Source organism: Dorea sp. AM58-8, assembly GCF_003464045.1.
In the GTDB taxonomy this organism is placed as follows: domain Bacteria; phylum Bacillota; class Clostridia; order Lachnospirales; family Lachnospiraceae; genus Claveliimonas; species Claveliimonas ammoniilytica.
This window is the reverse complement of the sequence record NZ_QSDM01000035.1, coordinates 1-14,438: the sequence shown is the minus strand read 5'-3', so window position 1 is coordinate 14,438 and position 14,438 is coordinate 1. Positions and strand designations below refer to the sequence as shown.

The following is a 14,438-nucleotide window of genomic DNA, read 5'->3' as shown; positions in this document are numbered from 1 at the left end:
TCCATTTTCCTGAAGGAATATAAGTGTACTTTCAGATTTTTTCTGCCAACCTCAAAAATTTTTTATCTGTTTCAAGGGACAGTTCTTTCTCCTGAAGTAGAGAATCCTCAAGCAAATGCAGCTGACTGTAATATCCATTCACCTGAAGATCATAAGTCTGCTGCATCTGTTCGATAACTGCTCTCATACTGCTTTTTCCGTTTTCATCAATATACTTGTCCATTCTGTTCAATAATAGTTTTATAAAAATCAGGCTTGAAAGAATGAGACTCACCACAAACAATCGAACTATAATCCTTTTTCTTTTTGTTATCTTTTGTTCTATCCTCATTTTTATTTTTCAACCTCTATATAATCTTCCGGTGCTGACGGCTGCTGTCCGTTTGCCATAGCTGCAACCCAAGCACTTGATAATGTAGTGTCATTAAGCTGCTCGATTGCACATTCCGGATTTATTTTTTTCAAAATAGACATTGTAGTCTCCGTAAGAAGAATAGAATACTCTTTTTCTTCGTCTAATTTCTTTTCATTTACTATTATATCCTTTAACGAGAATTTATTTTCTTCATCTTTGATAACTATTTTCATACCAGATGCTATCGGTAATTCATATTTATCAGTTACAGAAAAATCATCGTTAGAATCCGTCAGATATTTACTCACAAGTTCATGTATCTGTTTGCCGTTTATTTTAGCAAGATATAATGAAGTATCAGAACTCTTCGCTGTCATTAGCGCAACTCGACTGCCAGCGCATTCCCCTTTATAAACAGACGAAGTAAAATAATAATATGGCGCAAAAGCAGCTGTGCATCATTTTCTTTTCTGATCGTAGTTAAAATCGAAGATGCCGCATCACGACCATTTTTATCATTCAGCGAAATAGAATACTTATGTTCAAAATTTACTGTAGCTTTTTCTTCTGTGTCTTTACTGTTCATTAGATTACGAAAAACATTATAGGCCTGCGTTGCATCCATTTCCCCTGACAGCAATCCGTGAACGGCTTCAAGACTGGCATCAAAAGATTTTTGAGCAGAATATCGGATATAAACAGAATTATCACTAATCTCATCTTCCAGTCCAGGTACATCTTCCATCATGCTTGGAACATCTATATTTAATGAAATCACACCACTTCCCTCTGCAATCAGTTTTTGTCCTTCTTCTGAGATCATACAATCCAGAACATCTAATGCCAGATCCAGTTTTTCCTGATCTTTTTCCAGATCTTTGTTGAATGCTATATTTAGAGAAGGGGTCATATTTATAAAAGCTTCATCCGAAATTTGTGAAAAAACGGTATACGAATTAATTCTGCATCCATCTGTTTCTGAAACTCCTGCATAAGCGCCGGATATCCATGAAACATCGCTGCTTTTCCTTCAAGAAACATCTGAGTTGCAGTGTTAATATCGACGCTGATATCCTCTTTTGTAAAATGTGAATCCCTTAGAAATGTATTGGTTTCTGAGAAAATACGCTCCCATAATGCATCATCAAACGCTATATTCTCTGATGCACTTTCAGCTGAGCTTCGCCATTTGATTCCGTCCAGACTCATGAATTCACCAATTGCACCTGTCTGAATCACCTCATGTGCAGACCAGTCTTCTGCAAGATCCAGGGAATAAGGTTTTATACCGTTATCATAAAATTGCTGACATGCCTGTGCATATTCTTCATAGTTTTCCGGAATCTTGATTCCATACTGATCAAACAATGTCTTGTTGGCAATGATTGTCTGCGGGATACCGCAAATAGGAAGCCACTGAATTTCATCTTTTGAATTTTTATAGTATTGCAATGCATAGGAGTAATACCTGGAAACCACATCATAAGAAGCGAAATCCATAAGATAAGGCTGTAAATCCTGTGCATCTGTTCCAGAAAATCGACGTACTGTTATGATATCCGGCAGTTCACCATGTTCTTCAAAATAGCTGTATAAATCAGTATCATTGTTACCAACAATAAATTCAATATCGTGATCTGGAAACTGCTCCTGGATATATGGAGCAATATTTTTCATCAAACGGTTTTCCCATAAATACACGGTAAGGTGATCATCATTTTTAGATATCTCTTTTTTAGATTGTCCACATCCGGATAAAACAGCAGTTGCTAAAAATACGCCCGCCACCAATGCGGCCAGATAACGTTTCTTTTTTTTCATACGTCAAATTCCTCATTCTCCCGATTATAACACATTTAAATTGCCAATATACATCAGCTTTATTCGATTTTCTAACCAGCTTTACGGCAGGATTTCAAGCCAGTATCCATCTGGATCTACAATGAAATAGATTCCCATTGCTTCATTTTCAAAACAAATACATCCCATCTCTTCGTGCTTTTTGTGCGCTGCCTCATAATCCTCTGCCTGGAATGCCAGATGGAATTCGCATTCACCCAGATTATATGGCTGTGGATGATCTTTAAGCCAGGTAAGTTCCAACTCAAAATCACTTACATCGTTGCTCAGATACACAATGATAAAATCATCGGTAGTCTTTCTTCTTACTTCGTGCAGATCAAGGGCCTCGTTGTAAAATTTAATAGATCGGTCCAGGTCTGATACATTGTAGTTTTCATGAATCATTTTAAACTTCATAATTCTTCTCCTTTTGTACATTCTGTGTTTTTAATGTGTGACTTATTTTCTATTGTATTATAAATATAATTTATTTTCTTTCCTGCCTGAACAAATCTTCTTCATGTTCCGTCCGGCTATAAAGCTAATAAATTTACTATAGTTTCTTGCCTTCTTTGGACAGACTGCCACGCAGTGCATGCAGGAAATACACTTATCATTATCTGTAATCTTCGGATCATCTAATGAAATAGCGCCTGTTGGGCATTCTTTTGCACACAGACCGCAAGAAGTACACTTTTTATTTACAGTCGGTTTAAACGGCACGCCACCATATTGACGATATGGTCTGTTTCCCGGAAACTCAGGTGTTCTTTGTGTTGCAATATTTTCCATAATCTTTGTAGCAAATCCCATCAATTCCTTTTCATCCTGCGAATCCGGACGGCCGGTTCCAAATTGGTGTAATAAGGAATGTTCTGCGACAGCCTCCATTCCTGCGATGCATACAAAACCTGACTCTTCCAAAACATCCTGTAACTCCAGTAAAGTATCGTCAATTGCACGGTTTCCAAATACCACTGCAAGAATCGCCTTCGTACCGTCTGCCTTTACATTTCGAAACATTTCTGTTATAACTGACGGAATGCGTCCTCCATAAGACGGTACACCAACCAGACACACATCATCTTTTTTAAATTGTGCCTTTTTAATCTTATCTGGTTCTTTGATCAGGTCGATTATTTCAGCTTCCTGTTTAGTTCCGTTAATAATAATATCTGCCACTTTCTTTGTACCCCCGGTCGGGCTGAAAAATATATTATAAAATTTCATTATACTCCTTGCCTCCAATCTAAGTCCATTCGGAACACACGGCTCAATTTCATCCATGTCTATATCTGCATAATCTCTCCTTTAATTACATCTGAACGGAGTGCGAATCTCAATGAGATTACCACTCGGATCATACAGTCTTACAAGCTTCTGCCCATCTGCAAGTTCTGTCAACTTTGTGGCATATCGAACGAAATGCTTACCAGATTCATATTTCGCAATCAATCCATCTATATCAAAATCCTCGAAATACAGTTCCATCATGTTATTGAATGGCGTAGAAGTTTCATCCAATGTTTTCCCCCATATGTCGGCATCCTGCAAAACAAGCCCCTCCGATAAGATCACATTACCTTCATTCTTAAGAATCACTTGCATTCCAAATAAATCCTTATAAAACTCTATGGATTTTTCTATATCATCCACCACAATCAGTACATTTTTCAGCATATCAGTCACCTCGCAATCCGCTTTGGTTAAATAATCTTTCCGGATAAATGATCAATTTCATGCTGACAGATTTGTGCCGTCCATCCTGACAGCTTCTGACGCTGTTTTTTCCAGTTGAAGTCATAATAATCTACTTCTATTTCCTGGTATCTGGTCGTTTTACGAACACCATCCAAGGATAAACAACCTTCTTCTGTCTCATACATGTCACGCTTTGAAACAATCACCGGATTAAACATCACTACATCCATGAATCCCATATTTACAATAATGATATTCTTTTTTACACCAATCATATTGGCAGCCATACCAACGCACCGTTCCCGGTTTGCCTGCAATGTGTCCTGCAGATCCTTTCCAACCTGGATATCTGCTTTCGTAGCTGGTTCGGATGGCTGACCTAAAAAGAAAATATCTCTTACAATTTGCTTTACCATTTTCTTTCTCCTATAGCTTTCATTTTCTTTTTTCCATTCTACCACAGGCTTATCTTTATTCGTCATTTTTTTGATATTTTCTTTTCCGCTTTTTCTCTGATTTACATCCCCAAATAAGGGGTGACAACAGAGCGGAACTCAAATGTTAGTTGGAAATTGATCGTTTTTTATGGAATTTCATGACACGAACGTGAATTGAATAAAGTAAAAAGTGATGACCACATTGATCACCACCTTAACCATCTGCATTTTCTAATGTTTGCTCACGCAAAACTCCACTTTAACTTTCACTCAACCTTTTCTTTAGCTCAATGATATTCTCCTCAATCCGCTGTATCACAGCCTTGAAATCATCATCTGATTTCCCCGTTGGATCATCAAGTCCCCAGTTATCATCAAACACCTTTCCAATAAAAGGACATCCCACATTGCATCCCATGGATATTGCAATATCAACATCTGGGATATCAGTAATCAGCTTACTATGCTGACCATTTGCTTCCATGTCTATTCCATAAATCTCTTTCATGATACGAACGGCATCCTGATTAATCTGAGGCTTTGTCTCTGTTCCGGCCTAATAGCTTTCAAATATATCTGATGCCAGATGTTTTCCCAATGCCTCTGCTATCTGACTACGGCATGAATTATGAACACATATAAATGCGACTTTTTTCTTATTCATGAAATGGGCACCTCTCCTTAATACATTGGTTGTTCTTATCAGAATGAATACACTTTATAACAGGCTTTTCCATTTGTATATTGAAATTCTCTTCCACATAGTCTATCGCTGAGATTATGGCTATATAGGAATCTCTTTTACAACATCTTGGTCCACCAATGCTTCCGATTGCGTCAAGTGCCTTGGAAGTCATTTTATTAGCCAAACCCCAGGGTTCATTTTTAAGTGGAGTCGCTCCTGAGATTATTGATATAAACATTCCTGTACTAATTCCAGCACCACAAGCACCCCAGAATCCACATACGCCACCCGGAACAGCTTTTCCGCGATTCATCATTTCAAGTAACGCTTCTGGCAAATCAATCTCACCACCTGCATTTTTATATGCAGCAAGGAGCGCTGAACCAACCATAACATGATGCTCTGGTCCATGCATATGACAGAATGGCTGTTCCATCATTTTTCTTATAATTTCTATCGGATTCTTAGATGTTTCACTAAGACATATGTCTATAATTACATCCATTCCTTTTGTATGGCATTCATTACATACATAATGGCCCTGCTCACATCGGGTTTTGCTTAATTCCTTTTTATGGCATAACACGCACTCCATCATTTCATCTTTTTCAAGATATATAAGTGGTGCTTTACATATAATACATTCTTCTTTCATTTCCATTTCCTACATTCCCAAAGCTTCAACAAATGAACTTGCCTCTCTTATTACTTTTTTGTTCAGAGAATAATGATGCCACTTGCCTTCCTTGCGGTCATTTACAAGCCCACAGTCAACCAATATTTTCATGTGATGGGATAAAGTGGGCTGCCTGATATCAAATTTATCCAAAATCTTACATCCGCATTTTTCTCCATCTGACAGCATCTGAACAATCTCCAGTCTATTTGTATCCGATAATGCTTTGCATATTAGTATCATGTCTCTTGTATCCATTTTGCCACCTCACATAGACAATCATCTATATATCAAATTACCATACGCATAGATTCTTGTCAATGTGTATTTAGTCAAGCGGACACTACGTACATCTTTAATAAGATTTTTGAACTCCTCATTTTGCGGAATGATTGGAAGTAATTTATAAATGTCATAAATATCGATATACATTCTTCTGTCATAGATGTATAAGGATTATGCACAGTTCGTTTTTTTCATAAAACCTATTCTGTTTTTCAACTTCTGTGCTATAATGCTTTATTGTAAAAATTCCCATGGACAAAACGAGGTGAACCAAGTGAAAAAACAAACACTTGTGCCTCTTATCACTTTTTTACTGGGCATATGCCTTGTTAGTTTGATTGTATACAAAACAGACACCCACGAAAAAGAGCAGAGACACATAACAGCACAATTAAACGTAGCCACCTATGGCGAACAAATAAAGAATGAAATTACAAATGGAATTGAGATCACAGATACCTTGAAGCAAATCTTAATAAGTGAAGATGGCGAAATCCATCAGTTTGAAACAATTGCAGGAAATCTTATGTCTGATTCTATTGAAAGTGTACAGCTCGCTCCTAATGGTGTTGTTACAGATATTTATCCGGCTAATGAAAATGAGGCAGGTAAGATTGATTTGCTCCATGATAAAGACCGCAGAAAAATTTCCTGTTACGCAAGAGACAACCATACAATCATTACGCAGGGCCCCTTCAAATTAAAACAGGGAGGATATGGAATTGCAGTCCGCAATCCCGTATACCTGAAAGATAAAAACGGACATGAGTATTTCTGGGGATTTACTATTGTTATCCTGCGTGTTCCGGATATTTTTTCAGATTCAATCAGTGCACTTTCAAATTTTGGATACGAATATAAAATTTCAAAAACAGTCGCTCCATGGAGTGATACTTATAAAGTGGTTTATCAATCAGATGGGCAAACAAATCATCCTGTTTCTTATACATTTACAATAGGAGATGAAAACTGGAAATTTGAAGTAAGTCCTAAAAGTGGATGGAGAAATGCCACTCTACTGACAATCATCATCGGAATGTTTCTTACAATAAGCCTTCTCCTGTCAGTTCTTACCAGAATATGGTTAGTAGAAAATGAACATAAGAAAAAGTTTCAGATACTGGCGCGCACAGATTCTCTTACAAATATTTATAACCGCTATGGATTTGATGAATTTGCAGAAAAAATGATTCAAAAAAATCCAAAAGCACATTTTGTGGCTGCGCTCCTTGATATCGATGATTTCAAGTTTATTAATGATATCTATGGACATAATTACGGAGACAGGGCGCTAAAGAATCTTGCAGACAGCATGAAGACTTTTTTCCCATCCGATGCATTACTTGGAAGAAATGGTGGTGACGAATTCTGCATTCTTTTACCAAATTGTACCTTTGCAGAAGCAGATATACAGCTGCAGAAATTCACCAAACTTCCTAAATCATTCTCATACCATGGTAAGGAACATGCATTTTATATTTCTCTAGGATATGCAGAATATCCAACATTTGCATCCAATCGTTCACAGCTCATGCGCTGCGCAGATGCCGCTCTTTATGAAATAAAGCTTCATGGAAAAAATGGATGTATGGTCTACAGAGAAGGACTTCGGTCAGGTGCCCGCAAACAACTTGGATTCACATTCAAGGATATCTCTGAACATCTTCCAGGTGCATTCATCATATACAGAGCTGACAAAGAAGATGATGAACTATTTTTGCAAATGATGAATTTCTTCATATGTCCGGATATAAAGATATAGATGAACTGTTCAGACTTACTGAGAAAAGTTTTCGCAACTTGATTCGTGAAGATGAACAGCAACAGATAGAATCAAGTATCTGGGAACAGATTGACAATGGCAATGAAAATGACTATATTCACTTTCATCTTCGAAAAGCTAACGGAACTTATTTTTCTGTTCTTGATCATGGAAGAATTGTAGAGAGCCCGCAATACGGGAAAGTATTTTATGTATTGTTCATGGATTTGGAAGATATGCATATTCGTTACAATGATAAATTCGCAAGATAAAATATTGCAAAAAAACAGAGCGTATGATCTATTTTCATATAATGTTTATGTCGGCAAGCTCTATCAAAAGGAAATCGACTTTGTTGCTCAGAGACTGTTTTACAGTTGTCAAAAGCAAATTTTTTTACTTTTTTTCTTACGAGTTTTCTTGCGAGTTTTTTTTAATGCCACTCGTAAGAAACTCGTAACATTAGATTTCTGCATTTTTCTTGAAATTAAGTAAAAGAAAAAGAGCATATGGAATTGAATCCATACACTCTATGATTACTGAAACTTTATTTCATTTTTAATTCAACAAACTGGAAGTTGACTATCAACTGATAATCAAAAATATCATTCCTAAAATTGCAAATCCTTCACAGATTGCAATTATCTAAAATCTGTCGAGCTCTTCGTATAGAAAAACAGCAATTTCATTCTTTCGAAATTTTTAATTCTACGTCTCCGTTACTCAGCAATTCTACAACCTCACGCTCTGGCATATTCATTTTTCCCAGTCTTACCTCTTGTTTATCATCGTTCACGGAATCCTTGTTAGAACTACCACATGCAACCAGACAGGCTGTGAGGATAATTCCTAGAATAACTGATAAATATTTCTTCATATGGCTACACCTCGTTCTTTATTATTTCTTTTCATCAAGCAAAATAACACCTTGCGCCGGATTTTTATCAATTGCACCAACTATCTCATGTGGAACATATGGCTCTTCAAGATATGCAAGGTCTTCGGCAGTTAATTTAATGTCAAATGCTCCGGCTGAATCATCCAGATACTGCGTTTTGGTTGCCCCAATAATAGGCGATAGAATTCCCTTTGCCCACTGCCATGCATGGTTCCAGCTTTCCCAAAACTCATGCAGCCCACACATAATTTTGACACTTCTATATCTGTATTTCCGAGTTTACCGTATTCCATAGTGCTCTCCTTATCTTAATCCAGCGTACTCTTTCTCCGATACCGCCTCACACCACTCATTGGAACAATCCACTCCCGGCACCTCAATTGCCAGATGCATTACAGTGTGATGTTTCTTATCTCATGAGTGAGGATGAAGCTTTTATCACAGAGGCATCCGAACAGTTTGGTAACCGCGGTGCCAAACAGGCTCAGCAGATTCTGGAACAGGCTGCAGCTATGTTTGCTGGTGGATCACTGACAGACGAAGATAAAATAGCTTTTATGGATGAGATCCAGAGCCTTTATCTGGATTCCAAAAGACGTGCAAAGAAATTTACACCGAAAAAATATCTGAAAAAACAAGAGGAAAAATAATAGAAGGCGGGATTATTGTACACCTAATCTGTTACCTTATAGTTACAAGGATATTTCTGCCCTTTTTATTTTTTACTTTTGAGGTGATTTATTTGAGAAACACTTACATATATACAGAAACAAAGAAATTAATCAAGAAATATGGCACCAGGGATCCCTTTGAGATCATGGATCAGATGAACATTGTTGTCGGGGAAACTTCCAGATATAAGACACTGAAAGGATATTGTTTTATGAGCTGCAAGACGATCTATGTCATGATCAGCAGTTTCCTTTCAGAAGAAGAAAAGATGATCGTTGCCGCTCATGAATTAGGGCATATCATCCTGCATCGTTCCCAGCTGAAAATGGCTCCGATGCAAGATGATACACTCTACAATATGACGGATAATACAGAATACCAGGCCAATCTGTTTGCTGCCGATCTTCTTATTGAAGATGAAAACATTGAAGAGATGGTTCAGAACGAGGACCTGGATTATTTCGGACTCTGCAGTTCATTGAATGCGACTCCGGAACTAATGAGCTTTAAATTATACAGCCTGACAAAACGAGGCCAGGCTTATCATATGCCGATGGAGATTCAGAGTAATTTCCTGGCGAAATAATAGAGGATAAGCGTATTCTACAATAAGAAAACTATCGATTTATCTCACTGAGAGGGGGATTATTTATGTCAAAACATCATATGGAAAAGGTAACTTGCCCTTTCTGCCATCATGAGGGAGACTTTGAAGTCTGGGACAGCATTAATACTGTACTGGATCCTGAAATGAAAAAGAAGGTACTTAATCAGTCTATTTTCCTTTATACCTGCCCGAACTGTGGAGAGACCTTTCGCTTAAACTATCCTACGCTCTATCACCAGATGGAAGATCTTATCATGATTTATCTGGTTCCTGAATCAGAAGTAGAGAAGACATATGAAATGTTTTATGGAGAAAATGCTTTGGCTGATTTTCGTACCGAAAAGTACTTAAACCGGATTGTGACATCAGCAAATCAGCTCGTTGAAAAGATCAAAATCTTTGATGCTGGTAAGGATGACAGGATAATAGAACTTGTTAAATTACTTGCGGCAGATTCTATTCTCAAAAATAATCCTGATAAAGAATTTGATGAACTGCGCTTTGCTGTCGACGACGGAACAAATATTCTTATAATCATTAATAAGGGGGAGATCACTGGTGCAGTTGACATTGACAATATGTATGAATTTGCTTCTTCACACTGCACTGATTTCAAAGATCTCCGCGATGATGAGGATATTGTTATCAATAGGGAGTGGATCCTTAACAAACTTACCGAAGAAGAAAATTAATAATATATTTGGTGGCTACACCCCCAAGCCCCTGTAGAATAAATAACGCCAGTACTGGATATCAAAAATCCCGCACCGGCGTTATTTATTAAAATATTTTGTTTTTTAATCTTCAACACTCTCTACTGAAACTTCTTTTTTCTTCCTACTTTTACCAGAAATCATCTTGTGTCCTGTATAAATAGCCATAATCATGCAAAGCAAAGAACTTGCTGCAAAGTACTTATGGCCTTCTTTTGATCCCTTATAACCTGTATAAAAAGTTCCAAGCATTGTAATCAGTGCACCGATAGACCAATATTTATGTGATTTCATTCAGATACCTCCTGCCGTTTCTCTTAATCATATACCTTTTAAAAGATATATACAAACTGAAAGTTTCTTTTTCTTGATAAATGGGGATTAGTTTTCCTTTTTTCCAATCAGCAATAACCACCTATGGTCAAAGCATATTTGTCCCTCCTTGATATAGGGATTAAAACCTGTTTTATCTCCACCATTCAAATCGTATTCCATTTTATCAATAATATCTTTTTGAATATCCTCTGGTGTACTTGTCAAATCCATCCAACTTTGTAGATTTACAGGAACAAGTGTTGTTTCTTCAAGCTGAAGCTCAAAAGCATCCTCAAACAATGCTTCAAATTCTTCTCTGCTAAGTATTCTTGTATGTGAGTTATCACGCATCGTTTCAATAGCGTCATTAGTTTCACGCAATTCTTCTGTAGTCGCTACCATATCCCAAATAACAAGTTTTCCACCTTTTTTCAAAACTCGTTGCATCTCCCGAAAAGGCTTTTCAGGCTCAACAAAATGGTGCAATGAAAGTCTTGTAATCACAAGGTCAAATGTTTCATCTTCAAAAGGTAAGCATTCCGCATTCCCCGATACAAATGATATGTTCTGAATACCTTCTTGCTTTGCCAGTTTTTTTCCCTGCTCCAACATTGCTTCTGTCAAATCCAAACAAGTAATGTCCTTAACATAAGGAGCCACTGCTCTTCCACATATACAGGTTCCAGCAGCAACCTCCAATGCATGTTCATTGCCCTTTGCCTGAATACTACGAATCAAATAATCGGTATATTCTGCCTTAGACATATGATATGAAGCAAATTTCTCTGCTTGTGTACCAAATGATTTTTTCACTTCATTATAGTTATTCATAAACTTTTACCTCGCTGTAAACTTCAAATTTTATTCTTTGTCGTTCAAAAGATTATTTACTCTTTCAACTGGAAATCTGTCTTCAATGTCAATTATTTCAAACAAATTTAGGGGTAATTCTTTCTCTCCAATCAGAGTAAGATATTCATTAACAGCTCTGCGGTCAATCATAATTTTCCCATGACCGGCCCAATGACGATTGCTCTCTCTCTTTTTCAAGCCAGAAATCCAATATTCATCGCCGTTTTCAATATCTACATAGTTAGAATAACCACCATTATATTTTTGAAAAGCATGGTCATTAAAGTAAATGGTTTTCTTGGTTTTTGAAGTTTTCACATATCCAATCCATGCTGGACCATCATCAGAATATCCTGTTTTTAGTTCAATATACATTAAATCTTTAATCATTTATATCACTCCTAAATTTCGATTTGCACTTCAAATCGTTTTCTTTATTCTATCATAGCATCCATTATTCCGCCATCAGTCTTTCGAACCAGGTATCCATGACAATGATAAACTGGCCTGCTCCTGGCAATTCTTGCAACATTTCGTCAAGAGTTTTCTGTTTCACATATTTCTGCACATACACCCAACAGGCAATGCCACTGGCTTCTGATACAATGTCAGCTATGGTTTTGCGCATAAGCTCTTCAAATTCAGTAATTTCTTCTTTTGGGACAACATCATACAGTGTTGGTGCCTGATGACTTAATTTTACACCATTTTCATTTGCATCTTTAAGCAGATTCTTAACTTTTTCTCTTGAATCCTCCGGTACTTTCATGTACTCCCACATAAATGCTACCACATCGGACGGTGTGTCTTTTTTAAGTGGTGGTAACTGAATATAATCATTGTTTGACTATTAGCTGTAGCTAATAGAATTGAATACTGTTTCAGCTAATTTATGTTTGCAGGTTTCAGAGAGATTGTTTCTTTTCCCGCCTTTTCTCTGATTTACATTCCCAAATAAGAGGTGACAACAGAGAGGAACCCAAATGTTAGCTGGAAATGGATCATTTTGAATGGAATTTCGTGTCACGAACGTGATTAGAAATAAGAAAAGCGTTCGCTGTCAGCTAATCCAGCTAACATTTTCGAACGCTTTAAAGCCCGTCGCCAAGAGGATTTGAACCTCCGACCCCTCGCTTAGGAGTTCTCCCTGCAATTCGGTAGCACTTGGTATCCTCTGATACCAGATGACCGCTTGACGCTGTAACTACGGGCATTCTATGAATTAAGCGAATGCTTCTTTCTGCCTTAGCCGGTGCTGCGTATCCACTTGTGGAATGGCATCAGTTAGCAGAATGTTAGCAGCTTAAAGTCAATAGAATTGTCTAACCGCCCCAACCTTCTCGTTGGAGAATTGGATACTCGAATGTGTCGGCATTAGCCAATAAGAAATCCATGTCCCGCAAATCTGTCGGACGTGGATTTCTACTTTTTGCAAATCATCCCTTAAGCAACAGGGCTGCGTTTCATATTTCTTTAGCAAAAGACCCTGCGAGCTAATAACCCGCAGAGCCATAAAACCGTAAAGCCGTCTAAGTGGTTATCTATCTTGCAGTAGAAACACTACCTGCAAGCCATCCCTTGACGGTTTCAATGTTGACCTTGATGATTTCCGCTATCTCCTCGGCACTCATCTTCCTGTCAGCGAGAGAATATGCTACCGCTTTTTTCTCTTCCATTCTTCCTTCCTCTACGCCTTCCAGACGCAGGGCTTCCATTTCCTTGCACATATGTTCCACCCCTTTCTCGGTCTCTTTCAGTTCGTGCACGCGGTCGGCCAAGGCTCCCGCCTGCATCTCCTTCACTTCCTTCACACGGAAGTCGTGCATCAGTCTTCCAAGCTCGCCGCCATCGTTCTTGCTGGAATCCACGTAGATGAAGTGTTCCTCGTCCCCGAACTCCTTGCCGTTCTCGCGGATTATCCGGTCGATATGGGCTATCGGGAGTCCGCATCCAAGCGCGTCCTTCAAGGTGACAAATATCACGTAGGTCTCCGGGAGCTTATCGAAGTTCTTTCCCGTATCCAGCACGTTCGAGTCCATCATCCCAAGATGGTATCTTGCACGCTTCGGGTGCGCTCCCTCATCGTCTTGCTGTATCTCGACGTTGAAGACGCGTCCGCTTCCATCCCTTGCCACGCAATCCAACACGACACCCCTGCCGTGCATGTTTCTGAAATCCATCTGCGTCTCATTGTCGATGACGGTCAGCTCTTTGTCTTCCAGAATGATTCTAAGGACATACTCGCAGGCATTCTTATCTTTGAATACGTTCCGCGCGAGAATATCGCTCATCACGGTCAGGTTCTTAATCGTTTCCTTGTATCTCTCCTTATGCAAAAGCATCGTTTCTTCCTGATTCATCGGTGTTAACCACCTCCTGTTCGACTCACAAGAAGGTATCAACCATCTTGCTATATATATATTTTACAAGAAAGCCGGTAAACATTCAAGACTTGTATTTTCCCCGCCGAAAGGACAAAATCCTGCGGCTTGCGCGGAGTGGTCGGGGTCTGGGGTAGCGCCCCATTTCAGCAATCTCCGTGCATATAATGAGCGGTCGCGGTGCCCGGCGGGAAAGCCCCTCGCTTTTCCTGCGTCCGGCGCATCGCGGCAGCGAAGGCGAATGCACGGGAGTCGGA

The 14,438-nt window shown here is 38.5% G+C and carries 21 protein-coding genes and 2 pseudogenes; 5 read left to right on the top strand and 18 right to left on the bottom strand.

Annotation, left to right across the window (positions count from 1 at the left end):
* Positions 1-31: 31 nt before the first annotated feature.
* From DXA18_RS14880 to DXA18_RS14840, 11 genes and pseudogenes are all read right to left on the bottom strand, one after another.
* Positions 32-187: a hypothetical protein gene (locus tag DXA18_RS14880; RefSeq protein ID WP_243007163.1), complete on the bottom strand. Its 156-nt coding sequence runs from the start codon at positions 185-187 to the stop codon at positions 32-34.
* 146 nt (positions 188-333) lie between these two features.
* Positions 334-732 carry a hypothetical protein gene (locus tag DXA18_RS16270; protein ID WP_243007162.1) on the bottom strand — a complete coding sequence of 133 codons (399 nt, stop codon included), beginning with the start codon at positions 730-732 and terminating at the stop codon, positions 334-336.
* On the bottom strand, positions 732-1,265 hold the full coding sequence (locus DXA18_RS16265) for a hypothetical protein (RefSeq protein ID WP_243007161.1): 534 nt from the start codon (positions 1,263-1,265) through the stop codon (positions 732-734). The genes DXA18_RS16270 and DXA18_RS16265 overlap by 1 nt, the downstream gene beginning before the upstream one ends.
* 2 nt (positions 1,266-1,267) lie before the next feature.
* Positions 1,268-2,176 (bottom strand): ABC transporter substrate-binding protein, encoded by a 909-nt coding sequence (locus DXA18_RS16260; RefSeq protein ID WP_243007160.1) that lies wholly within the window; start codon positions 2,174-2,176, stop codon positions 1,268-1,270.
* Positions 2,177-2,257: 81 nt separating this feature from the next.
* The gene (locus tag DXA18_RS14870) at positions 2,258-2,614 is read right to left on the bottom strand and encodes a VOC family protein (RefSeq protein WP_005426079.1); all 357 of its coding nucleotides are present in this window, start codon (positions 2,612-2,614) and stop codon (positions 2,258-2,260) included.
* A gap of 57 nt (positions 2,615-2,671) precedes the next feature.
* Positions 2,672-3,427, bottom strand: a complete 756-nt coding sequence (locus DXA18_RS14865) for an EFR1 family ferrodoxin (protein WP_118384530.1) — start codon at positions 3,425-3,427, stop codon at positions 2,672-2,674.
* An 81-nt stretch (positions 3,428-3,508) separates the two neighbouring features.
* Positions 3,509-3,877, bottom strand: a complete 369-nt coding sequence (locus DXA18_RS14860; protein WP_118384527.1) for a VOC family protein — start codon at positions 3,875-3,877, stop codon at positions 3,509-3,511.
* A gap of 26 nt (positions 3,878-3,903) precedes the next feature.
* Complete coding sequence (locus tag DXA18_RS14855) at positions 3,904-4,314, bottom strand: peptide deformylase (RefSeq protein ID WP_118384526.1); 411 nt, start codon at positions 4,312-4,314, stop codon at positions 3,904-3,906.
* Between the two features lie 280 nt (positions 4,315-4,594).
* Positions 4,595-4,999: pseudogene (locus tag DXA18_RS14850) on the bottom strand (arsenate reductase ArsC).
* Complete coding sequence (locus DXA18_RS14845; protein WP_199665597.1) at positions 4,992-5,675, bottom strand: DUF5714 domain-containing protein; 684 nt, start codon at positions 5,673-5,675, stop codon at positions 4,992-4,994. The pseudogene DXA18_RS14850 and the gene DXA18_RS14845 overlap by 8 nt, the downstream one beginning before the upstream one ends.
* 9 nt (positions 5,676-5,684) lie before the next feature.
* Positions 5,685-5,954 (bottom strand): ArsR/SmtB family transcription factor, encoded by a 270-nt coding sequence (locus tag DXA18_RS14840; protein WP_118384525.1) that lies wholly within the window; start codon positions 5,952-5,954, stop codon positions 5,685-5,687.
* Between the two features lie 187 nt (positions 5,955-6,141).
* Here DXA18_RS14840 and DXA18_RS14835 point away from each other — a divergent pair, with 187 nt between their 5' ends.
* The gene (locus DXA18_RS14835) at positions 6,142-7,743 is read left to right on the top strand and encodes a diguanylate cyclase domain-containing protein (protein WP_147345614.1); all 1,602 of its coding nucleotides are present in this window, start codon (positions 6,142-6,144) and stop codon (positions 7,741-7,743) included.
* A complete protein-coding gene (locus tag DXA18_RS14830; protein WP_118384523.1) occupies positions 7,722-8,015 on the top strand; it encodes a PAS domain-containing protein in 294 nt (97 codons plus the stop codon). The genes DXA18_RS14835 and DXA18_RS14830 overlap by 22 nt, the downstream gene beginning before the upstream one ends.
* Positions 8,016-8,428: 413 nt before the next feature.
* Here the strand turns inward: DXA18_RS14830 and DXA18_RS14825 are convergent, their stop codons facing one another.
* Together DXA18_RS14825 and DXA18_RS14820 are read right to left on the bottom strand one after the other, a co-directional pair.
* A complete protein-coding gene (locus DXA18_RS14825; RefSeq protein WP_118384522.1) occupies positions 8,429-8,620 on the bottom strand; it encodes a hypothetical protein in 192 nt (63 codons plus the stop codon).
* A gap of 21 nt (positions 8,621-8,641) precedes the next feature.
* Positions 8,642-8,848: pseudogene (locus DXA18_RS14820) on the bottom strand (aldo/keto reductase); the annotation flags it as partial.
* Between the two features lie 209 nt (positions 8,849-9,057).
* On the opposite strand from DXA18_RS14820, the gene DXA18_RS14810 reads away from it, so the two are divergent.
* The 3 genes from DXA18_RS14810 (at position 9,058) to DXA18_RS14800 (ending at position 10,612) form a co-directional block, all read left to right on the top strand.
* Positions 9,058-9,291, top strand: a complete 234-nt coding sequence (locus DXA18_RS14810) for a hypothetical protein (RefSeq protein ID WP_243007159.1) — start codon at positions 9,058-9,060, stop codon at positions 9,289-9,291.
* A gap of 92 nt (positions 9,292-9,383) precedes the next feature.
* Entirely contained in the window at positions 9,384-9,899 is a 516-nt protein-coding gene (locus tag DXA18_RS14805; RefSeq protein ID WP_330424625.1) for an ImmA/IrrE family metallo-endopeptidase, read from the top strand.
* Between the two features lie 65 nt (positions 9,900-9,964).
* Entirely contained in the window at positions 9,965-10,612 is a 648-nt protein-coding gene (locus DXA18_RS14800; RefSeq protein WP_118384521.1) for a CpXC domain-containing protein, read from the top strand.
* 105 nt (positions 10,613-10,717) lie between these two features.
* Here DXA18_RS14800 and DXA18_RS14795 read toward each other — a convergent pair whose 3' ends face one another.
* The 5 genes from DXA18_RS14795 to DXA18_RS14770 form a co-directional block, all read right to left on the bottom strand.
* On the bottom strand, positions 10,718-10,927 hold the full coding sequence (locus DXA18_RS14795) for a DUF6219 family protein (RefSeq protein ID WP_008392833.1): 210 nt from the start codon (positions 10,925-10,927) through the stop codon (positions 10,718-10,720).
* An 87-nt stretch (positions 10,928-11,014) separates the two neighbouring features.
* Positions 11,015-11,779 (bottom strand): class I SAM-dependent methyltransferase, encoded by a 765-nt coding sequence (locus DXA18_RS14790; RefSeq protein WP_023924069.1) that lies wholly within the window; start codon positions 11,777-11,779, stop codon positions 11,015-11,017.
* Positions 11,780-11,809: 30 nt separating this feature from the next.
* Entirely contained in the window at positions 11,810-12,190 is a 381-nt protein-coding gene (locus tag DXA18_RS14785) for a hypothetical protein (RefSeq protein ID WP_004614497.1), read from the bottom strand.
* 64 nt (positions 12,191-12,254) lie between these two features.
* A complete protein-coding gene (locus DXA18_RS14780; RefSeq protein WP_243007157.1) occupies positions 12,255-12,581 on the bottom strand; it encodes a hypothetical protein in 327 nt (108 codons plus the stop codon).
* Positions 12,582-13,341: 760 nt separating this feature from the next.
* Positions 13,342-14,160 (bottom strand): PD-(D/E)XK nuclease family transposase, encoded by an 819-nt coding sequence (locus tag DXA18_RS14770; RefSeq protein ID WP_199575610.1) that lies wholly within the window; start codon positions 14,158-14,160, stop codon positions 13,342-13,344.
* Between the last annotated feature and the right edge of the window lie 278 nt (positions 14,161-14,438).

Excerpts from the sequence above, each read along its gene's own strand:
- DXA18_RS14880 (WP_243007163.1), bottom strand. The coding sequence starts at position 187 with ATGAGAGCAGTTATCGAACAGATGCAGCAGACTTATGATCTTCAGGTG.
- DXA18_RS16270 (WP_243007162.1), bottom strand. The coding sequence starts at position 732 with ATGACAGCGAAGAGTTCTGATACTTCATTATATCTTGCTAAAATAAAC.
- DXA18_RS16265 (WP_243007161.1), bottom strand. The coding sequence starts at position 1,265 with ATGACCCCTTCTCTAAATATAGCATTCAACAAAGATCTGGAAAAAGAT.
- DXA18_RS16260 (WP_243007160.1), bottom strand. The coding sequence starts at position 2,176 with ATGAAAAAAAAGAAACGTTATCTGGCCGCATTGGTGGCGGGCGTATTT.
- DXA18_RS14870 (WP_005426079.1), bottom strand. The coding sequence starts at position 2,614 with ATGAAGTTTAAAATGATTCATGAAAACTACAATGTATCAGACCTGGAC.
- DXA18_RS14865 (WP_118384530.1), bottom strand. The coding sequence starts at position 3,427 with ATGAAATTTTATAATATATTTTTCAGCCCGACCGGGGGTACAAAGAAA.
- DXA18_RS14860 (WP_118384527.1), bottom strand. The coding sequence starts at position 3,877 with ATGCTGAAAAATGTACTGATTGTGGTGGATGATATAGAAAAATCCATA.
- DXA18_RS14855 (WP_118384526.1), bottom strand. The coding sequence starts at position 4,314 with ATGGTAAAGCAAATTGTAAGAGATATTTTCTTTTTAGGTCAGCCATCC.
- DXA18_RS14845 (WP_199665597.1), bottom strand. The coding sequence starts at position 5,675 with ATGAAAGAAGAATGTATTATATGTAAAGCACCACTTATATATCTTGAA.
- DXA18_RS14840 (WP_118384525.1), bottom strand. The coding sequence starts at position 5,954 with ATGGATACAAGAGACATGATACTAATATGCAAAGCATTATCGGATACA.
- DXA18_RS14835 (WP_147345614.1), top strand. The coding sequence starts at position 6,142 with ATGTATAAGGATTATGCACAGTTCGTTTTTTTCATAAAACCTATTCTG.
- DXA18_RS14830 (WP_118384523.1), top strand. The coding sequence starts at position 7,722 with ATGTCCGGATATAAAGATATAGATGAACTGTTCAGACTTACTGAGAAA.
- DXA18_RS14825 (WP_118384522.1), bottom strand. The coding sequence starts at position 8,620 with ATGAAGAAATATTTATCAGTTATTCTAGGAATTATCCTCACAGCCTGT.
- DXA18_RS14810 (WP_243007159.1), top strand. The coding sequence starts at position 9,058 with ATGAGTGAGGATGAAGCTTTTATCACAGAGGCATCCGAACAGTTTGGT.
- DXA18_RS14800 (WP_118384521.1), top strand. The coding sequence starts at position 9,965 with ATGTCAAAACATCATATGGAAAAGGTAACTTGCCCTTTCTGCCATCAT.
- DXA18_RS14795 (WP_008392833.1), bottom strand. The coding sequence starts at position 10,927 with ATGAAATCACATAAATATTGGTCTATCGGTGCACTGATTACAATGCTT.
- DXA18_RS14790 (WP_023924069.1), bottom strand. The coding sequence starts at position 11,779 with ATGAATAACTATAATGAAGTGAAAAAATCATTTGGTACACAAGCAGAG.
- DXA18_RS14785 (WP_004614497.1), bottom strand. The coding sequence starts at position 12,190 with ATGATTAAAGATTTAATGTATATTGAACTAAAAACAGGATATTCTGAT.
- DXA18_RS14780 (WP_243007157.1), bottom strand. The coding sequence starts at position 12,581 with ATGTGGGAGTACATGAAAGTACCGGAGGATTCAAGAGAAAAAGTTAAG.
- DXA18_RS14770 (WP_199575610.1), bottom strand. The coding sequence starts at position 14,160 with ATGAATCAGGAAGAAACGATGCTTTTGCATAAGGAGAGATACAAGGAA.